Source organism: Nocardia acidivorans NBRC 108247, assembly GCF_001625085.1.
GTDB lineage: Bacteria > Actinomycetota > Actinomycetes > Mycobacteriales > Mycobacteriaceae > Nocardia > Nocardia acidivorans.
Genome location: NZ_BDAW01000047.1, coordinates 37,860 through 54,670, shown reverse-complemented (window position 1 = coordinate 54,670; position 16,811 = coordinate 37,860). Strand labels below are relative to the sequence as shown.

17 protein-coding genes are annotated in these 16,811 nt (G+C 65.7%); 5 read left to right on the top strand and 12 right to left on the bottom strand.

Annotated elements, in window-relative coordinates; all coding sequences use genetic code 11:
• Positions 1-157: 157 nt before the first annotated feature.
• From NA10_RS24080 to NA10_RS39225, 10 genes are all read right to left on the bottom strand, one after another.
• Complete coding sequence (locus NA10_RS24080) at positions 158-1,387, bottom strand: AAA family ATPase (protein ID WP_067571763.1); 1,230 nt, start codon at positions 1,385-1,387, stop codon at positions 158-160.
• Positions 1,384-2,439: a bifunctional DNA primase/polymerase gene (locus NA10_RS35900; RefSeq protein ID WP_084515179.1), complete on the bottom strand. Its 1,056-nt coding sequence runs from the start codon at positions 2,437-2,439 to the stop codon at positions 1,384-1,386. Before NA10_RS35900 ends, NA10_RS24080 begins: the two co-directional genes overlap by 4 nt.
• A gap of 6 nt (positions 2,440-2,445) precedes the next feature.
• Positions 2,446-2,631 (bottom strand): helix-turn-helix transcriptional regulator, encoded by a 186-nt coding sequence (locus NA10_RS24070; protein ID WP_067571758.1) that lies wholly within the window; start codon positions 2,629-2,631, stop codon positions 2,446-2,448.
• A 471-nt stretch (positions 2,632-3,102) separates the two neighbouring features.
• Positions 3,103-4,209: a tyrosine-type recombinase/integrase gene (locus tag NA10_RS24065; protein WP_067571756.1), complete on the bottom strand. Its 1,107-nt coding sequence runs from the start codon at positions 4,207-4,209 to the stop codon at positions 3,103-3,105.
• Between the two features lie 6 nt (positions 4,210-4,215).
• Positions 4,216-4,554 carry a hypothetical protein gene (locus NA10_RS24060; RefSeq protein ID WP_067571754.1) on the bottom strand — a complete coding sequence of 113 codons (339 nt, stop codon included), beginning with the start codon at positions 4,552-4,554 and terminating at the stop codon, positions 4,216-4,218.
• Positions 4,555-5,837: 1,283 nt separating this feature from the next.
• Positions 5,838-6,023, bottom strand: a complete 186-nt coding sequence (locus NA10_RS37990; protein ID WP_067571752.1) for a hypothetical protein — start codon at positions 6,021-6,023, stop codon at positions 5,838-5,840.
• A 127-nt stretch (positions 6,024-6,150) separates the two neighbouring features.
• Positions 6,151-6,276, bottom strand: a complete 126-nt coding sequence (locus NA10_RS39230; protein ID WP_281180234.1) for a hypothetical protein — start codon at positions 6,274-6,276, stop codon at positions 6,151-6,153.
• Positions 6,277-6,340: 64 nt separating this feature from the next.
• Positions 6,341-7,588: a COG4705 family protein gene (locus NA10_RS24045; RefSeq protein WP_067571750.1), complete on the bottom strand. Its 1,248-nt coding sequence runs from the start codon at positions 7,586-7,588 to the stop codon at positions 6,341-6,343.
• 89 nt (positions 7,589-7,677) lie between these two features.
• On the bottom strand, positions 7,678-8,301 hold the full coding sequence (locus tag NA10_RS24040) for a hypothetical protein (protein WP_067571748.1): 624 nt from the start codon (positions 8,299-8,301) through the stop codon (positions 7,678-7,680).
• A 173-nt stretch (positions 8,302-8,474) separates the two neighbouring features.
• Positions 8,475-8,609: a hypothetical protein gene (locus tag NA10_RS39225; RefSeq protein WP_281180233.1), complete on the bottom strand. Its 135-nt coding sequence runs from the start codon at positions 8,607-8,609 to the stop codon at positions 8,475-8,477.
• Positions 8,610-8,786: 177 nt separating this feature from the next.
• Here NA10_RS39225 and NA10_RS24035 point away from each other — a divergent pair, with 177 nt between their 5' ends.
• Positions 8,787-9,599, top strand: coding sequence for a COG4705 family protein (locus NA10_RS24035; RefSeq protein WP_067571747.1), 813 nt, complete (start codon positions 8,787-8,789; stop codon positions 9,597-9,599).
• Positions 9,600-9,626: 27 nt separating this feature from the next.
• Here NA10_RS24035 and NA10_RS24030 read toward each other — a convergent pair whose 3' ends face one another.
• Positions 9,627-10,937, bottom strand: coding sequence for a sensor histidine kinase (locus tag NA10_RS24030; RefSeq protein WP_245677751.1), 1,311 nt, complete (start codon positions 10,935-10,937; stop codon positions 9,627-9,629).
• A gap of 263 nt (positions 10,938-11,200) precedes the next feature.
• Here NA10_RS24030 and NA10_RS24025 point away from each other — a divergent pair, with 263 nt between their 5' ends.
• The 4 genes from NA10_RS24025 to NA10_RS24010 are packed head-to-tail and all read left to right on the top strand — an operon-like array spanning position 11,201 to position 15,877.
• The gene (locus NA10_RS24025) at positions 11,201-11,827 is read left to right on the top strand and encodes a hypothetical protein (protein ID WP_157556710.1); all 627 of its coding nucleotides are present in this window, start codon (positions 11,201-11,203) and stop codon (positions 11,825-11,827) included.
• Complete coding sequence (locus tag NA10_RS24020; RefSeq protein WP_067571743.1) at positions 11,824-12,528, top strand: ABC transporter ATP-binding protein; 705 nt, start codon at positions 11,824-11,826, stop codon at positions 12,526-12,528. The genes NA10_RS24025 and NA10_RS24020 overlap by 4 nt, the downstream gene beginning before the upstream one ends.
• On the top strand, positions 12,525-13,223 hold the full coding sequence (locus NA10_RS24015; protein ID WP_067571741.1) for an ABC transporter ATP-binding protein: 699 nt from the start codon (positions 12,525-12,527) through the stop codon (positions 13,221-13,223). Before NA10_RS24020 ends, NA10_RS24015 begins: the two co-directional genes overlap by 4 nt.
• Positions 13,220-15,877, top strand: coding sequence for an ABC transporter permease (locus NA10_RS24010; RefSeq protein ID WP_067571739.1), 2,658 nt, complete (start codon positions 13,220-13,222; stop codon positions 15,875-15,877). The genes NA10_RS24015 and NA10_RS24010 overlap by 4 nt, the downstream gene beginning before the upstream one ends.
• Here the strand turns inward: NA10_RS24010 and NA10_RS24005 are convergent.
• Positions 15,872-16,726, bottom strand: a complete 855-nt coding sequence (locus NA10_RS24005) for a phosphatase PAP2 family protein (protein ID WP_084515177.1) — start codon at positions 16,724-16,726, stop codon at positions 15,872-15,874. The two genes, NA10_RS24010 and NA10_RS24005, sit on opposite strands and share 6 nt — an antisense overlap.
• Positions 16,727-16,811 lie beyond the last annotated feature (85 nt).

The following is a 16,811-nucleotide window of genomic DNA, read 5'->3' as shown; positions in this document are numbered from 1 at the left end:
CTGGTCGTCTCTTGGTGGCTTAATGGCGCTTTCTGGGATTCGCCTTTGTCGGTTCGGGGGTGCGTTGGTTGTTGCCCTTAAAGGCGGGCAACACACCCAACACACGCGTTTGCCGGGGGTGAAATCAACACACGCCATCACACGCCAACACACGCCATCACACCCTCTCGTCTAGAAGCGCGGCGATATCCCCGGATCTGCTGGGATTGAGGAAATGCAGCTTCGAGTGCTCCGCGCCTTCCTCGGTGAGGACGAACCCCCGCGCCCTCGACAACTCCAATACAGTGCGAGCGCCGCTCTGCGATACCCCGTCGTCGGTCAACAGGTTGATGATCGCGCGGCCGGTGAGGTTAGGTTTTTCGCGAACCACCTTCAACACCGCTGGCAGTAACTTCTCCGCCGCTGTCTGCCTTCTCGGGCGGTTCGCGAGATACGTGAGTTCACCTGTTTCCGGGGTGAAATCGAGCCCGGATTGCGGGACGTCGACATCGCGCCCATAGGCGGTGAAGAACCGCGGTGAGGCCGGGTTTTCGTTTTCGGCGCGAACCAGCGTCCAATTCACGTCGGGCCAATCGAGAAGGCGGGAATCTCCGCGCGCCCTTTCCCCGGTGTGGCCCATATGCTGCACAATCACCCCTTCCCGCACACCAGCGCGGGCCAGCATCTCGTCAAAAGGCACCAGGAATTTTCCGGCCTCACGGTGCTCATCCAGTCCGAGCGAGTCCAGCACCGGCCGGAGGCAATCCAGGATCACGAACTCGACGCCTTCCTCGGCGAGATGGTCACTCCACTTGGCGCGGGTCTCGCTGTCCAGCAAGTCGAACGACGACACCCGGCCTTTCAGAGACCACAGCACTACCTTTTCGGGGCTGAGGATGCCGATGCGGCGGAGCCAGCTCCGCAGCGCTCTTGGGTTCATCTCGTTGTCGATGATCGCGAGGCGGCCTTGTAGCCGCCGCGTTTCGAACTTGCCCAGGAACGGGCGGCCGTCAACCAGTGAGCGAGTGAGATTGCCGACCATGGTGGTCTTTCCGGCCTTATATGCCGCGCTGAGCAGCACCTTCCCGTCGGTGGGTAGCAGACCCGCGATGCGGTAGTCCTCCGGCTCGTCCTCGATCGCGAGGAATTCGTCCAGGCCGATACCGGGCGCGATGGCGGGCCGCACATTGTTCTCTGCCGCGACAGTTCGCCGCGCCTTATCGAGACGCCTTTGTCTCGCAACCTCTTTCGCGAGCAGCTCGTCGTCCGTCTCGAGAGGCCGTGTGTACTTGTCGACCAAGCCTCGGGCGATCTGCGAGGCAACCTGTTGAAGCACAGCATTTTTCACGTTCACATCACCGAGCTGCTCGACTTCCTCCCGCAATGCGGCGAAGTCCTCGGCGTTCATAACAGGAACCCTAATTTCAGTAGGTCGGCCTCGAGATCAGCCCACTTCGGCGACGGATCGGCAGCGATGCGCGCGTGAATCCCTGTGCCAGTGCACAAGCGTCGCCACTCCGCCGACGCCATGCCGGGGCTTCGCGAACCATCGGCCGAAACGGTCAGTACAAACACGCGGCCCAAGGCGTCCAGCGCCTTAGCCACGCCAGGATGCCCGCGTTCGCCGAGGCGCAGAAGGTGCCCGACCGAACGTAGCGCGGTCGTATGCCGTGCCGCGCCGGGGGCAAGGAGAGCGTGAACAGCGCCGTACAGCACTGAGGTAACTGTCGTGTCCGGGTCGCCTCCGGGCATCGTTGACATGCGTGCGTCAACGTCGACATGAACACCGCTCAGATCCGGTCCGGCGTCTACCCGAAGCGCTTGCAGCCACCGCGCGGGCAGGTCCGGCAGCTCGGCTGGGCTCGGCACCCATCCGGCGTCGTAGTACAGCGCTCCGTGGTCGAGCCAGCGGTAGGTGTCGCCGGATGGGTGAACGCTCGGCCAGACCACCGCATAACGGTGCGCGTGCTGAACGATCTCGACACCACCGCCAGGTAGCTTCGCTTCGGCCAATGTGGTGCCGCTCGGCACCCGATACAGCCGGATACCGCTGATCTCGCACATGCGGGATGTCGATCGAACCGTGGGAGGCAGTGCCCCCCAACGCTTCTCGGCTTCGGCGAGAGTGTCACCGCCGGTCTTAGTGCCGTAATGATCAACGTCGAGGCAGATCACATCGGGCGGCAAGCGCAGCGCGATATTGCTCGCGCCTTGGGTTTCGAGCCAGGTCCGAATATCGGCGTAGCTCGGATCGATACCGTTGTGACCGGTCCAGCCTTTGATTTTGATAGCTTTGCTTCTCGGCGGTATCGGCAGAATCCCACGCCAGCCAGCAGCCCAATAAATCGGCGCGGCTCTAGCATAAATCTCGGTGGTATCCTGTGCGTGGTGTGTGATTCCTGATGGAAAGGTCGCTCCGCTTTCATCTTCGGCGGGGCGGCCTTTTTGGTTGTCTGACATATCGCATTACCCCCGCCCCTCCACGCCTGCGACCCGAAACAGGCCATCCAGATCTACGCGATCGAATTTCAACAGGCGCGGCCCGATGCGGTAGGCGCGCAGTTCCCGGCGGGCGATATAGCGCCGCAGCGTTCGCTCGTCCACGCCGGTATAGATCGCCGCCTCGGCCATCGACAGATAACGTGTTTCCATTGTCGATCCTTCTATCCTGATACGCCATGACGCTTGCGGTCATAGCCTTTCTGGATGCGACATTAGCCGCAGTCACCGGCCCCCGAGATGGCCGTTAATGCAGCGTGGCATAGGCGCTTTGTTTGTCCACGTTCGTTAAATGGACACGGATGGACACAACGCTCGAATTCCTGTTACAGAATTGTTGCAACAAAAAACCGGCGTGGCCCCCGAAAAGCGAGCCACGCCGGTTTTTTAGCCCAGGGCCTTACAGCCTGAATACCCGGACCGATAGCCCCGGCACGCGCTTGAGCACCTCCGTCAGGCACCGCAGGCAAGCCGGGCCAGAGCGCAGCCCGGAGCTGTCAGGGCAGATCACATAGTATTCGGCCAGCGTGCCTGAACGGCACGCGCGCACACCGGCTTTCGTCACTCGCCCGCAGCGCACCCCGCACGCGAGTTGCCAATCCAGTTCGGCCAACACCGCCCCGTTCATGGCTTCACCCCCGCCATCTTGGACAGCCGTTTCGCGATCTCGACATCCCGCGCTTCGGCCGCGTGTTGATACCGCATCGCCATGTTCGGCGTGGTATGCCCGATCCGGTGCATCAATTCCTTTGTGGTAGCACCACTTTGGGCCGCCCACACCGCGCCGCAGTGCCGCAGCGAGTGTGGCGTGAGTCCGGGTTTACCGATCTCCTTCGCTGCCTTGGTGACAGCCTTGCGGAGCAGCCAGTCCGACATATGCGTCTTGCCATCGGGGCCGGGGAACAACAGCGCCTCTGTGCCTCTCACCTTCGAAAGATGCTCCTTCACAGCGTCTTTCAGGTGCGGCGGTACCGTCACAGTTCGGCTACCGGCTTCGGTTTTCGGGGTGTCGACCAAAGTCTCACCCGACCGGAAGGTCACCGCCCGTTCGACGCGCAGCGTGTGACCTTCCGGTCCGACATCCTTGCGCCGCAGCTCCTTCAACTCCCCCGACCGCAGCCCACACCACGCGGTCAGCAGTACGGCTAACCGGAGGTGTTCCGGCATGGCATCGGCCAGCTTGGCAAGCTCGGCCGGGGTGAGCATGACGATTTGCTTCGCGCGCTTGGTCGCCATCGCGCCCCGGATGCGGCACGGTGTCGAATCCACCACCTCGTCGGAGACAGCAGTGGCGTAGATGGCGTGCAACAGGCTGTAGGCGTGCGCTTTCCGCGTCTTGCCTGTCGTCACCCCGGAGTGCCATTTGCGTACGTCAGCGGGCCGTATGGACTCCAGCGCGCGGTCGCCTAACGTCGGATTGATATGCAGGCGCAACAGATCCGAGTACAGCCCCCGTGTCCGCGGTTTCAGATCGCGCTGCTCGAGCCACGTAGCGGCGTACTCGCGGAAGGTGCTGCCCCGCACCGCTTCGACGGTCGGCGGTCGCCAGTTGCCGAGGTCGATACGACGCTTCTCGTTGGACAGCCACCCTTCGGCGTCGATCTTCGCCGCATAGGTCTGCGGAGCCGCGTAGGTGCGCCCATCGGGGCCGACATACGTCGCGCGGTATCGCTTGGACGGGAGTTGCTTGCAGGTGCCCCATGATCGGCGCGGGGTTGCCTTCTTGGCCATGATGGTTCATTCCCCGTTCGCGGCGGTGTGCAGGTACGACCAACGCAGCCGCGCGGTGCGGTACGCGCTGCTGAGTGAGTCGGCGAATGAATCCCATTGGCTGGTCGACACGGCGACCACGGCGACCAAGACCAGCGCCGCAGCGAGCAGTCCAGCGGCCACTACGAGCAACGGCACGGCGAGCGCTGTGAGGATGATGCGCCACCGGCGACCCCGAGCGACCGAGCGCGCATTGCCGATACGCTGCACGCGATCAGTGCGCGGCGGTCGCCGGTATCCGCGCTGGGTGCTGAGATTGATCCGAACCGGGCCGAACCGAACGGCGGGGCGGGTGTAGATAGTCATCAAAGGGGCCTTTCCTGGGCTACCGCGTTCCCCTGGCGTTCCCTTCGTGAGTTCATCCGTGCCCGCAAGTGACCACTTACGACCGGGTATGACTCGCAATGTTTCCGCAGGTCAGAACGGGTTTTATTGTACTGACCTGCTACGACAAGCCAGTGCCCCTAACAGGTTCGAATCCTGCCGAGGGCACAGTCGGGAGCGTTATCCGCCCAGGTCAGGCATGGGTTCCGAACCTCAGGTAGTTCAACGTGACCAAGAAACCGCAGGTCGTGTGTCGCAGGTTCGGACCCTACGGGGTTGCTGTCAGATAGCACCCCAGCTCAGAGTAGCTTTTCGCGTAACCTCAGCAGGACGGCTGAATACGCGGACATGTAAACGGAGGACATGGTCCGGCTCTCCGCCACTCGCGGCGTCGCACTCCGATGACCTTATTCGCCGTGTCCCTCAACGTGGTTAAGGCGATCGCCCGATAGCCGTAGGTGACCGTTCTCCCTACAGTCGAATCAGAAAGAAACTTCGCAGCCTTCGAGGGGCATGATGTTGTGGAAGCGCTCAGGGATTTTCGTGGATCCGCCGGTGACGCTCACGAGCGCGGAGCAGCGGCGGGGTGAGCAGGCGGCTCGGAAGGCTGCGCGGGACGCACAGCGATCTGTGGGGCGGACCAAGAAGGGGCAGTATCGGCGCTATCGGGCACGAGCCGGTGACAAGTACCTGGATTGGCCGCGGTGGCGGGAGTTCTACCTGCTGGAATATCGGCGTCGGGACATCAGTGATCGAGGGTCCGGCGTCGACTTCTCAGGGGGCGGATCCTCACTCTAGTGCTGACCCCGATCGATACGCGACCGCCTCGGTGCACACGTTCATCGCAGGCCCATGTTTCCAGGTCTTCCTCCCGAGAACGCGACTCAGTACCGCTCGGCCAGCGCCTCCAGCAGCGACCACACGAACACCAGATGTGAAGGCAAGACCCGGTCGCGCGGCCGGGTCGTGGAATCGCACGAAGGTCGCCAGCGGCAGGCCCCGTTCACCGCGCCGGAACGCACGAAGGGCTGTCACACCCGCCAGCACCCCGCACTCGATCCGATCAACCAAGGAACCAACGCAGCGCGGTCTCCACCTCTTCGACAGTTGCTTCGAGCCGCTGGAACACCGATGCGCCGCCGCGAATGAACCAGTTCTGTGCCCGGTCGATGTCGTGTGGGCGCAAGAAAATGTACCGGCCCCACCGGTGCAGGGCGGGTCGCCCACCTTAGCGCCCCCTACCAGCCATGCCGGGTAGCTGCCGATCACGTTGCCGAGGGTGCCTGCGCGATGACGGCGACGAGATTCGGATGCGCTCCGGTGACCGCACCGGCGGCCAAGGCGCCACCGAGCAGCATGGCCACCTCCGAAGGGACCGGTGTACACGGGGATTCGGCGATCATGAGCAGCAGGATCGCGCCGCGCCCGTACGTGATGATCAGATGTCGCATCAGGCCGAGAGCAGCACCAATCCGTTGAGCGCCAGGAACACTGACGTCGGTAGCGGAGTGCCGAGATAGTTACGGACCGCTTTCTCCAGCGCCGGCCCGGGCAGGCCCACCGGGATGGTCGCGATGACTAGCAGAACTCCAATCGTGCCTCGGGCGAACGCATTTCGCGGGTCCGGACCAGATCCCAGAGCCCGGCGGCGATCCGTATCCGGTCCCGCCGAAAGTAGATCACCAGGGCCGGCGCGGTGGCCACATGGAAATGGGGAAGAGCTGGTGCGTGCGGAGTGAAGGTGTGACGCCTCCGGCTGGAGGCCGCGCTACCCTAGCGCCGTGAGCAACGTTGTGAGAGCGAGAGTTTCGGTCGCCGAATCGGGAGTGCTCGCGCGCACCGCCTTCAGCGCACCGTCGATCCGGCCGTCGAGGACGGCCCATGCCGACTTGTCCAGCGGCTCCAAGGTGTCCTGGTCCTGATCCCAGGCGGTTTCGAGGTCTTTGATCCTGGCCTTGGCCCCGCTCTGGTTACCTGCTTGCACCTTGCTCAGCGTGTCCTGGGTGATGGTGCGGAACTTGGCGATCTCGGCCGCCGGGAACTTCGCCGTCACCTGCCCCGGTGTCACCTCCGCGGGGACGGGCCCGGCCCCGGTTTCCTCGTCGGTCACGGCGCTGCTGTGCGGCTGGGAAGACGCCCACACGAGCAGTGACCCGGCCACTACCGCCACAATCACGAAGTAGCCCAGCATGATTCGCTCGCGCACCGGTGGGGCCGGTGCGACTTCGAGAGGCTGCGCGAGGTGGTGATCGGTGATGACATCTCGGCGGCTGCGCGTCAGGTACACCACTGTCGCGAGGATCCCGGCCAGGAAAAGCACACTGGTGAGTGCGGTTCCCACGCCGAGCCCATGCTCGGCGGTCGGGGAGGCGAACCAATCGCCGAGGTTCGCACCCAGCGGCCGGGTCAGGATGTAGGCGAGCCAGAACGACAGCACCGCGTTCGCGCCGAGCCGCCAACCCAGCACGACAGCGGCGATCAGACCGGCCGGGAGCAGCACCGAGGTTCCCGGCCCCCACCCGGTCACCGACAACGTCCAGTCCCCGGCCGCGGTGCCCAGCGCGAAGGTGACCAGCACCGCGAGCCAGTAGAACAATTCGCGGGGGAGCGTGACGATGGAGTGAATCGACAATGTCCGTTCCCGCGCGAACCAGACACCGAACACGACCGCCAGGGCCACGGCGAAAAGGCTGGTACTCACCGCAAGTGGCACGGCCAGGTTGTCGGTGAGAATGTCGGTGTACAGCGTGCCGGTCACACTGAGCACCACGACGGTGAGCCAATACACCAGGGGCACGTAGCGGTCCAGGCGCATCTGCCACCCCAGCACCACGGCGAGTACCACGGTGAACAGCAGGGCCGTGAGGGTCAACCCGACCCCCAGGGAACTGTTGATCCAGTCGGCGACGGTTTCCCCGACGGTGGTGCACAGGATTTTGATGACCCAAAACCACACGGTCACTTCGGGCACTTTGCTCAGCATGCGTCGGGTCGCACCGACCTGCGAGTTCGTCATCTCCGTCACAGCGCACGACCGTACGGTCAGGCTCCTGTGACAGCGCTGAGAACTCGTTGACCGGCAGGGGCGTCACCGGGTGGGGCGGTTCACAGGGCGGTCGCGATCACTTTCCTGATCGCGACCGCGTCGTAGCAGAAGCGGTGGGTGCCGCCCGTGCCCAGACACGTCGCGGTGACGGTGATCCGCCGAGCGCTCGGTTCGAGCGCATCGACGGCGAAGCAGATGTCGGGACCCAGATGAGGGACAGCGGCTCTGCGCGCAATGTCCAGCCACACGAAATCACCGACGAACACGCCCTGCCAGGGCCAGTGCGCAAGGATTCTGACCTCGCTCACCGTGGCCCCGAGCCGCTCGGCGATGGAAGGATCACACGGTACCGCCCACGGCGGGGCGAGCCTTCCGTCGTTGCGGGCCACTTCCTCTCGGATTTCGCGAATCACATTGTCACGGTGGGAGTTGATGCTTGCCCGGTGGTGCAGGCGACCGAATCCGATGGCGTTGTCGAGCTTCTCTTTCGCTTTTCCGAGAGCGGCGACATTCGGTGAAACGTTGAAGTAAGCCGGTTTGATCAGCGGCGATACCCATACCGCTTCACCGAGGGTGTCTTCTGTTTCGATCGCGATGATTCGGCCACGAATGCGTGCACCGACCGAATCCCGATACTGGACGTAGTCACCCGGAGTGACATCCAAGTCGCCGAACCTTGCCATGCCAGATCTCCTTCGACTATGCGGTACGCGATAGCGGAGAGTCGAAATGACAGCGTCGCGAGGGGCCTGCTCGATAACGCTGCTTCAACCAATATGGCAAGGCCGGAACCTCGACGCCAGCGAGCAGGGCCGCGTTCTCAGCGTCTTCTCAGCGCGTAAGCGACTGTGACGTGTCAGGTCGCAGGGGAATTCGCGGTCACCGGCAGGGCGGCCTTCAAGCGAGCGCCGCCGGACGGTGAATCCTCGACCCGCACGCTGCCCCTGCGGGCAGCGACGATTTCGGCCACCGGACCGGGCCGGCCGAACATCCGCAAGACGCTGGTTCCGGGGAGTCTGCGCGGCCCGTTCGAGAACTGTCGGGGCAATCCAACATGGCGACTCCCGGCCAGATCGACGCACGGGCCGACTCAGCGGGTTCTCAGCGACCGGCGGGCAGACTCCGCGGAGTTGTGTCATCAGCCGATTCAAACGAAGGGAACCCTCGCATGCCTGCGGCCCAACCGCGTGCGAATTACAAGCTCCCCCAGGTGACCGCCCTATTCTGGGCGCTGAAGATCGCGGCGACCACGCTTGGCGAGACCGGTGGTGATCTACTGGCCCAGACCCTGCATCTCGGCTATGCCGCTGCGTCGTTGCTGTTTCTGACCGTCTTCGCGGTGAGCTTGGCGGCCCAGCTACGCGTCGGCCGATTCCATCCCGCGCTCTACTGGACGGTCATCGCGGCAACGAGCACCGCCGGCACGACAATCGCCGACTTCCTCAATCGCGGCCCCGGCTCGGGGACCTCCACCGACGGCGGACTCGGCTACGGCGCCGGCGCAGCCGTGCTCATCACCGGGCTCGCGCTGGTCTTCGGAATCTGGAAACTGAGCGGCCAAACCTACGACGTCACCGGCATCACCAGCCTGCGTGGCGAAGTGCTCTACTGGTCGGCGATCTTGCTGTCGAACACGCTCGGCACTTCTGTCGGCGATTACCTGTCCGACAGTTCCGGACTCGGCTACCGCGGTGGCGCCTTGGTGATCGCCGCCGTCATGGCCGCTCTGCTCGCCGCCCACTTCTTCACTCGTATCTCCGGCATTCTGCTGTTCTGGCTCGCGTTCATCCTCACCCGCCCTCTCGGCGCTACCGTCGGCGACCTGCTGTCCAAATCCCACGACAAGGGCGGACTCGGCTTCGGCACCTGGGGCACCACTGCCGTACTGCTTATCCTTCTCACGGCCGGAATCGCCCACAGCCACAACCGAACCCGAACGCTCGACGACCTCGAAACCACGCTCGCACGCGACCGGGCCTGATGCCTGGTTTCGATTCCGGTCATCGGCTCACGGGCTCGCCGGAAGTGTGATGACGACCATGGCCCCGCCGCCCCGATGGTCGGTGAAATGAACCGCACCGTGGTGTGCGGCAATGATTTCCGCGACGATCGCGAGTCCGAGGCCGGTGCCGCCGCTGGCTCGGCCTCGGTCACGCTGGAGGCGGAAGAATCGGTCGAAGACGTGGACCCGATCCTCGGCGGGGATGCCGGGACCGTCATCGGTGATTTCGATGCGGGCAGTGTCCGCGTCCTGGGTCAGGCGGACCGTGACGGTCGTGGCGGCATAACGGGCGGCATTGTCGAGAAGATTGCGGACGGCTCGTGAGAGTTGCCCGGAATCGCCTTGGGTCCGTACCGGTTCGAGCTGCACAATGATCTCGACCGTGTCGGATCGACCGCGTTGACGCGCGACTTCGGCGGCGACGACATCGTCGAGGTCGACGTCGGTTGCGAGGTGCGGTAGTCCGCGTTCGTCGGCGCGCGCCAGTAGCAGCAGGTCGTCGATCAGCAGGCGCATGCGCTCGACTTCGGGCATCAGTGTGGTTCGCGCCAGCGTGTCGTCGAAGAGTTCGGGGCGGGCGAGTCCCACCTCGAGTGCGGCGGCCATCGAGGCCAGGGGGCTGCGCAATTCGTGGGAGGCATCCCCAACGAATCGGCTCTGAGCTTCGTGGCTGGATTGGATACGAGCGAGCATTTCGTTCATGGTGCGGGCAAGTGCGGCGATTTCGTCGTGCTGCTCCGGTACCGGCACACGTTCGGTCAGATCCGCGCTGGTGATGGCCTCCACCCGACGGCGAATCGTCTCCACCGAACTCAACGATCTGCCGACGAGCAGATAGGTGGAACCCGCGGCGATGGCGATCACGAACGGCACGCCGATGCCGACCATGCTGAGAACGAGCTTGATGGTGTCCTCGATCGAATCGTGGTTCATCGCCACCACCACCGTGTAGCGGCCGCCGGACCCGTCGACACCGGCGACGGTCAATCGAAGTCCGGTGTCCGCTGCCACCGGGCCGGCGTTGCGCACGATGCGTCCCGGTTCCGGTCGGAGCGCGGTGAGCGGGTCGCCCGGGCCGTCGGTGGAGGTTCCGACGATGCGGTCCTCAGCGCCGATGATCTGGACAACGGTGAGGTTGCGGTCGGTGGCCAATAGGCTGCGATCGAGTTCGGCGGGCCTGTCGAAGCGGAGCTGGCCGGCGATTTCGCGGACCCGATTGGCGGCGACATCGTCGGCGGAGGCCGTTAGGGACCGGTACAGGAAGGCGATCAGCGCCAGTACGCAGACTCCTAGACCGACGGCGACCGCGACTGTCACGATGAGGGCGGATCTGACCCGGAGCCCCCAGCTACCTGGTGCGGGGATGGATCGGATCCACATGATGAATTGCCTTTCGCCTGTCCGGGTCCATTGTTCTCACCATGCGGGATGTTGTGCGGGGATCCGCCGCGCCGGTCCATCCGGCGTGTCAGCCGACCATCCGCACTCAGCGTTTCCACAGGTGCGCCGCGCGACTATCGGCAGTGAGATGGACCGTTTCCGGCACGGGGAAGCGGTGGTCTGCGGCGAAGGGAGCAGCGATGAATTCGTCACGTTGGATTCGCGGGTGGAACGTCGCCGCTACGGGTGCGGGGCTTTCACTGGCGAGCGTCGCGCTGCTGACGGCGTGCGGGGGCGGTTCCACGCTGGGAACTCCGCACGACTCCTCGGCGAATCCCACTTCGGCCGAATCCAATCCGAGTGGTGACATCCCGGACAATCAGGCGTTCGTCGTGTACACACCCGCGGATCGCCGGTTCACCGTGCAGGTACCGGAGGGTTGGTCCAGGAGCGATTCGGCCGCCGGTGTCGTGTTCACTGACAAATTCAACAGCGTCGGCATCGAATCGCGGGCCGATGTCGCCTCCGCGCCGACTGTCGAGTCGGCCAAGTCAATCGAACTACCCGAGCTCGCAGCCGGGACACCCGGATACGTCCCGGGCGAGGTGAGCACCGTCGAACGCAAGGCCGGTCCGGTACTGCGGATCACCTACCGCGCCGACTCCCCGCCGAGCCCCGTGACCGGGAAGATCGTGCCCGAGGCGGTGGAACGCTACGAGTTCTACCGCTCCGGCCGCGAAGTGGTGTTGACCCTGTCGGGGCTTGTCGACGCGGACAATGTCGATCCGTGGCGGCAGGTCACCGATTCCTTCAGCTGGCTGCCATGAGCCCACCCGGTGACCGCGGCACCGCGCAGCGCTACGAGGGAGCACCCGCCCTACAGGCCGATTCCCTGTACCGGTTCTTTCCTGCCGGAGATGACGAAATCCTTGCCCTGCAAGGTGTTTCGCTGACCGTGGCAGCGGGCGAGCTGGTGGCGGTGGTAGGCCCCTCCGGGTCCGGGAAATCGACGTTGCTGTCGTGTCTGGCGGGGGTTGACGAACCCGACGGTGGCACGGCGCGCGTCTGCGGCCGTCGGCTCAGTCGGCAGCCCGAACCCATTCGGTCCCGGTTGCGGGCCCGGTATATCGGGATGCTGTTCCAGAGCGGAAATCTGTTGCCGCAGTTGACATTATTCAAGAACATTGTGCTGGCGCGGCGGCTCCACCCGGGTTCGGTGTCGCCGCCGGTCGCAGACCTGCTCGAGTCGGTCCAGCTCGGTTCGCGCGGCGTGGCCTACCCTGGCGAGCTGTCCGGCGGCGAACTGGCCCGTGCCGGATTGGCGGTGGCTCTGGCCAACGACCCGGCGGTGGTGCTGGCGGATGAACCCACGGGTGAACTCGACGCCGGAACCGAAGCCGTAGTGCTCGCGCTACTGCGACACCGGGCCGACTGCGGCGGCGCGATTCTGGTGGCCAGCCACAGTCCGGCGGTCGCCGCCGCCGCGGATCGGATCGTCCGCCTGCACGACGGGCAGGTGCTGCCGTGACCTCGCGGTCCGCACCGCCGGTCGTGGTGTGCGCGGGCGTCGCCCGCGTGTTCGGCACCGGAGCAACCGCGATCACGGCGATCACGGACGTCAACTGTTCGGTGCCGTCCGGCGCACACATCGCGCTGACGGGACCTTCGGGCTCCGGGAAGTCGACACTGCTGCATGTCATGGCAGGGCTGGAGACGGCCACCTCCGGCACGGTCTGCTGGCCTGGACTCGATGAGGCTCCCAGGGCGCGGCCCGGGCTCATCGGTGTGGTCTTCCAGGGGCCGAGCCTGTTGCCGGCGCTGGATGTCATGGAAAACGTTGCGGTGCCGCTGCTTTTGGGCGGCACCCCCGAACGGGACGCTACCGAACGCGCCGCAGCTGCGCTGGACCTGCTCGGCATCGGTGAATTCGCGCGGCAACTCCCCCACGAACTCTCCGGGGGTCAAGCCCAGCGGGTCGCGGTCGCGCGAGTGCTGGCCGCCGCTCCCAGGCTGATCCTGGCGGACGAGCCGACCGGTCAAATCGATCACGAAGCCGCGGCTGTGGTCCTCGATGTGCTGGTGCGGACTGCTACGGAACTGGGTGCGGCCCTGGTGATTTCGACACACGATCCGCTGATCGCCGACGGCCTGCCACTACGGTGGACGATGCATCACGGCGCGCTCCAGGACAATCCCGCAGGGGTTTCCGGAGGCCATCGATGATGCTGCTCTGGCTCGCAGGTCTGCTTCGCAGGCAACCCGCCCGCCTGCTCGGCGCGGCACTCGGCGTCGCGACCACCGTCGCGATGCTCGCCTGCCTGGGCACTTTTCTGACGCAATCCCAGGCCACCATGACCGCGCGCGCCGTCCGCGGCGTGGCCGTGGACTGGCAGGTCCAAGTGCAGCCGGACACCGATCCGAAGGCGATCGCCCAGTTGGTAGGCGCCACCCCTGGCGTACGCCTCAGCACCCCGGTCGGTTTCGCGCAGACCACCGGCCTGTCCGCCCTCACCGGCGACACTACTCAGACCACCGGTCCGGGTGTGGTTCTCGGCCTCCCGGCCGATTACCCGGCGCTGTTCCCAGGCCAGATCCGGCGGCTCGTCGGTGCGGACAGCGGGGTGCTGCTCGCACAACAGACCGCCGCGAACCTCCATGTCACCCTCGGCGACATCGTCACCGTCGGCCGCGCCGATCTGTCATCTTTTCCGGTCACGGTGGCGGGTATCGTCGATCTGCCGCAAGCGAATTCGCTCTTTCAGAAGGTCGGCGCACCGCCCGGGTCTCAACCAGCCGCGCCGCCGGACAACGTGCTGATACTGCCCGAAGCGCAATGGCATGCGATGTTCGACCCACTCGCCACTCGAACCGACTTGGTATCCACGCAGATTCATGTACTTCGCGACCATGTCCTGCCCTCGAGTCCGGCCGTGGCCTACAGCACGGCGACCGCCGCCGCCCGCAATCTCGAGGCACGCAGCGGCGGCGGCGCCACGGTCGCGGACAATCTCGGTGCCGCGCTCGCGGCCGCCCGCAGCGACGCCGCCTACGCGCAGATCTTGTTTCTGTTCCTCGGTGTTCCCGGCGCGATCCTGGCTGCGGCGATCACTTCGACCGTCGCGGCGGCGAGCGCGGACCGACGTCGTCGAGAACAGGCGCTCTTACGTGCCCGCGGTGCATCGGCCCGACAGTTGCTTCGCCTCGCCGCCGCTGAGGCAGGGCTGATCGGCACCGCCGGAGCACTGCTCGGGCTCCTCGCCGCCGCCGGGACCGGGTATCTCGCGTTCGGGTCGATGCGCTTCGGTGCGACCACCTCGGCCGCCGTGGGGTGGTCGGCCGCAGCCGCTGCGACCGGGGTAGCGCTCACGGTCGTGACGGTGCTCCTACCAGCCCGTCGTGACCTGCTCGGGACCACCGTTGCCACCGGTCGTGCCGTTGTCACCGCACCGCGTTATCCGGCCTGGGCACGGTACGGACTCGACGCACTGGCGCTGCTCGGGGCATGGCTGGTCTTCGCGGCCGCCGGGCGCAGCGGTTACCAGCTCGTGCTCGCACCCGAGGGCGTGCCCACGATCTCGGTGTCCTACTGGGCGCTTGCCGGTCCAGGCTTGTTGTGGGTCGGCGCGGCGCTGCTGACCTGGCGATTGGGGGACCTCATCCTGGGTCGCGGTCGCCGCGTGATCGCGCGCCTGCTGCGGCCGATGACCGGACCGCCCGCCACCATCATCGCGAACGGCCTGTCCCGGCAGCGACGCCCGCTGATCCGGGCGATCGTGCTGCTCGCACTCGCGCTCGCGTTCGCCGCGTCAACGGCGACCTTCAATGCCACCTACAGCCGGCAGGCCGAGGCCGACGCCCAGCTGACCAATGGCGCCGACGTCAGCGTCACGCCGGTCCCCGGCACCGCTCTCTCCCCCGAAGCCGTTGCTGCGCTCGCGCAAGTACCAGGCGTCGCGTCGGTGGAACCGCTACAGCACCGTTTCGCCTACATCGGCGCGGATATGCAGGACCTCTTCGGCGTGCGGCCGGACACCGTTGGGCGTGTTTCCGCGTTGCAGGACAGCTATTTTCCCGGCAGCACCGCTACCGACGCGATGGCCGTCCTGGCCGCGAAGCCGGACTCGATTCTGGTGTCCGCCGAAACCGTCAAGGACTTTCGGCTGCGCCCGGGAGACCCGATCACACTGCGGCTCACCGACTCCGGTAACCATCAGCCGAAGAAGATCGAGTTCCACTACGCCGGAGTGGTCGCCGAGTTCCCCACCGCACCGAAGGACAGCTTCTTCGTCGCCAATGCCACCTACGTCGCACAGCAGACCGGATCCGACGCCATCGGTACATTCCTGCTCGACACCCACGGAGTGAGCACCACCGCTGTCGCCGAGCACCTTCGCGCTCAGCTGGGAGTCTCGGCCACGGTCACCGACATCGCCACCGTCCGCGGCACCGTCGGATCCAGCCTCACCTCAATCGATCTCACCGGCCTGACCCGCGTCGAGTTGTCCTTCGCCGCCCTCCTCGCGGTCTGCGCGGGCGGGCTCGTCCTGGCGCTCGGGCTCGCCGAGCGCCGCCGCACCTTCGCCGTCCTGACCGCACTCGGGGCCACACCGCGACAGCTGCGCGACGTGGTTTTCAGCGAAGCCGCCGCGCTCACCGCCGGGGGCCTGATAGCCGGTGCCGCAACGGGTTCGGTGCTGTCGCTGATGCTCGTCAAGATCCTCACCGGTGTGTTCGACCCGCCGCCCTCGTCGATCGCCGTCCCGTGGGCATATCTGCTGACCGTCCTGGTTCTCACCGTCACCGCATTGGCGGTTGTCAGCGCTCTCACGGCGCGCGCGGCACAACGTCCGGCCATCGCGATTCTGCGCGAACTATGACGGCCGCGGTTCCGTTGTCCCCGACCGGCTTCGGATGGTTTGCGCGTCGGCATCCCGGGCTCGAACCGCGTGAGCACGGATCCAGGCACTCGTCACCTGAGATCCGACCAGCACCACCAGTGAACCCAGCAGCGCGCCGCCGACGACATCGGTCAGCCAATGCACGCCGAGGTAAAGCCGAGTGACCGCGACGAGAACCACTATCGCGCCACCCGGCACCACCGCCGCAAGAGCGCGCAACCAACCCTGCCGGCCGACGCCGTAGACAACCAGTACCGCGCCGACCAGCGCCGCCGTGCCGGTGGTGTGGCCGGAAGGATACGAGAGATCCGTTTCGGAGATCAGCTGCGTGAGCGCGGGCGGACGGGCGCGCCCCACAACGAGTTTGGTCAACGTACTCGCGGCGGACGCCATAGCGACGAACCCGAGCAGTGTCAGCGCCGGGATCAACGAGCGTCGCCGCCACGCGATGAGCCCGGCGAACAGCAATCCGATCAGCGCGACTCCCACCGGGCTGCCGGCATCGGTCACCACGAGCGCGGCGCGCGTCCATCCTGGCGAACGATGCTCGGTGAACCAGCGCAGCGTCGCCGCGTCCGCACCGGTCAGCCACCCCGACATCGACACCTGGAAGCTCAGCTCGACGAACATGACCGCCATCGCCACGACGCGCGCCAGTCGCCAGGAGGATGATGCCGCGCCGTTTCGGGGCCACAGCTGCGGCGCAACAATCGATCCGACGACCACGAGCCCGCACACCGTCATCGCCGTAATCGCAATCTCGGCGGTGGCTCCCTCTGTTCGGATCTCGGTAATGACGTCCCTGATCAAGTCGGTCGTCGCTGACATGCCAGCAGTGTCATCCCGGCGCGCTGTGAGAACACTGAGAGTGGATCATGATCCGGGAACGGCATTCGACTCCGATAGTCCGCAG